Genomic DNA, 2,181 nt, shown 5'->3' on the forward strand with positions numbered 1-2,181 from the left:
CTCATCATACGTGCCGGCGGTCAGATCGAGATCGCTGGCCAGCGTTTCGGTGAAGGCGAAAAGGTCGATCTTTGTGTCGAAAATGGCCTCATAATCCATGACGCTGAGCTCTATTTCAGAGCCCGTCAGTTCAGAGAGGATCGCGTTCAGGAGTCCGTCTTCCAGCCGGGCCAGACGCGAGCCGATCGACAATGCGACCTGTGAAGACGCCATGGCGGTTCCGCGCGCCGTTACGTCCGCCGCGTCGCGGGGCTGGATGCTGAAATAGCTATCCTGGTCTTGCCTGAGCGTCACCCGTACCGCATTCGCGGGCTCTTCGCCGACTTCGAACCGGATGTCGTAAGCCAGGTCCTCATCCGGCAGATAGCGGCCAAGTTCGTCCGAGACCTGTTTCTCAAAGGCCCGTAGCCTGCGTCGTTATCTCTCATCGCTGCTCAGATCGTCTGAGCCTCTCGAAAAGAAATTATTATCGGACAGGACGCCGTAGACCGTCGGCTCAGCGTTCTTGATATCCGCTGCCGCTGCGATGGCCGCAATGTCGGCCAGACCCTGAATTTCCTGCTTTTGATTGGAAATTGCGCCGGTATCGACCGCGAGCGCCGCCATCATGACGAAGACCGGAGCAAGCAGGGACACCATCACCAGAACATGCGCCCCTTCATCCCGGCAAAGCCCAGGAACACGGCGCCTTCTCAACAGGACCATCTCAATAGCCCCCCAGCCGAATGAGCGACGTGCGGGTAATCGTACGTTCCGGAAGGGGAAGCCCTTCGTAGAGATTCCAGACAGGAAGCTCGGACGCATCATAGCTGACCGAGACAACAAGAGAGTCTGAATTCGCCTCGGAGGCCGTGACCACGACGTCTACGTGGTCGGCTGCCAGGATACCGCCTTCGTCGAGCACATCGGACACATAGTCCGCGACAAGATCCTGGCGCTCTTCCTCGTCCAAGCCGCCCATCGCGACACGGGCGCTGCTGGCAGCGAGTTGCTGTACCGAGTGCACCGCTCCAAAGAAAACGCCATAGGCAATTATCCCAAACAGGAAAGTAAGCAGTAAGGGTGTAACTATTGCAAACTCAATCGCGGCCACGCCGCGCGTACTACAAGTATATCTGGACCATATATTATTCAAACGATCCTCCTAGGGCTTCACAAAGCCGGCCAATATATCTCCAGGTATTTTTTTATACATTTTCAAACTAGGGGTTTGGTCTCGGGGGAAATTATTACTGAGCTACTACCAGCACCGTCGGAATTGATCAGGCCTGAATGGACACTGGCCGATCATCGAAAAAACTCCTTTTTTATCAGAAGTTTACGAGCCCAATATTTAGGTTTCGAATTTTTTGTGGGTTCTCTATTGTCTATCGAATAGAAAAGTCCTGCGAAACGGCGCCTGAGGGCCGGCCGGGACGATGAAATAGGGATCTGGAAGGGGAAATGGTGGGCGGTACAAGGATCGAACTTGTGACCCCTACAATGTCAATGTAGTGCTCTACCGCTGAGCTAACCGCCCACTCGTTTCGAAGCGGCCCTAATCGGACTTTGGACGGTTCAAGTCAAGCCCGCAATGTCGGCAAATGTCAGGCCGCGATGACCCGGTCGACTTCCTCGACCAGTTCGCGCAGATGGAAGGGCTTTGAGAGGATCTTGGCCCCGGCCGGCGTCGGCGCGCCGGAGGCGAGCGCGACAGCCGCAAAGCCGGTGATAAACACGATCTTCATCGCCGGATCGAGCTCTGCGCCGCGGCGGGCGAGTTCAATCCCGTCAATGCCCGGCATGACGATGTCGGTGAGCAGCAGATCGAACACTTCGCGCTCGAGCGCGGTGAGCGCCGTCTCGCCATCTTCGAAGTCCTGCACGTCATGGCCTGCGCGTTTCAGGGATGCGGTCAGGAACGTCCGCATCATTTCATCATCTTCAGCAAGCAGGATTTTGCTCATCGTGTCAGCTCCCCGACCCTCGTCACTCGTCTCATGATTCCATAGACAGTGCTTCTGGTAAATTCGGGGTGAACATATATGACAAGCTTGACGAGAAACTGAATCGACCGACCATCTGGGCTTATGAGCGCGACCGACAACACCTTTGACACACGACAAGGCGCTGGCCTTGCGGTCGCGCCGTTTGAACTGGCTCGCCCTGTTTGCGAGACCGTTCCTGTCATTTGCACATCGC

At 56.1% G+C, this 2,181-nt stretch carries 3 protein-coding genes, 1 tRNA gene and 1 pseudogene; all 5 read right to left on the minus strand.

Annotated elements, in window-relative coordinates; all coding sequences use genetic code 11:
- Positions 1-363 (minus strand): annotated as a pseudogene (locus WA989_RS11690) (hypothetical protein); the annotation flags it as partial.
- 54 nt (positions 364-417) lie between these two features.
- Positions 418-705 (minus strand): TadE/TadG family type IV pilus assembly protein, encoded by a 288-nt coding sequence (locus WA989_RS11695; protein WP_424340676.1) that lies wholly within the window; start codon positions 703-705, stop codon positions 418-420.
- A 1-nt stretch (position 706) separates the two neighbouring features.
- Complete coding sequence (locus tag WA989_RS11700) at positions 707-1,093, minus strand: TadE/TadG family type IV pilus assembly protein (protein ID WP_424340678.1); 387 nt, start codon at positions 1,091-1,093, stop codon at positions 707-709.
- 351 nt (positions 1,094-1,444) lie between these two features.
- Positions 1,445-1,519, minus strand: a tRNA-Val gene (locus tag WA989_RS11705).
- A 67-nt stretch (positions 1,520-1,586) separates the two neighbouring features.
- Entirely contained in the window at positions 1,587-1,946 is a 360-nt protein-coding gene (cpdR, locus tag WA989_RS11710; protein WP_424340677.1) for a cell cycle two-component system response regulator CpdR, read from the minus strand.
- Between the last annotated feature and the right edge of the window lie 235 nt (positions 1,947-2,181).

The organism is Henriciella sp. (assembly GCF_049649345.1).
Classification (GTDB): domain Bacteria; phylum Pseudomonadota; class Alphaproteobacteria; order Caulobacterales; family Hyphomonadaceae; genus Henriciella.

What these genes read in the sequence shown, in the direction of transcription:
- WA989_RS11695 (WP_424340676.1), bottom strand. Translation starts at nt 705, where the DNA reads ATGGTCCTGTTGAGAAGGCGCCGTGTTCCTGGGCTTTGCCGGGATGAA.
- cpdR (WP_424340677.1), bottom strand. Translation starts at nt 1,946, where the DNA reads ATGAGCAAAATCCTGCTTGCTGAAGATGATGAAATGATGCGGACGTTC.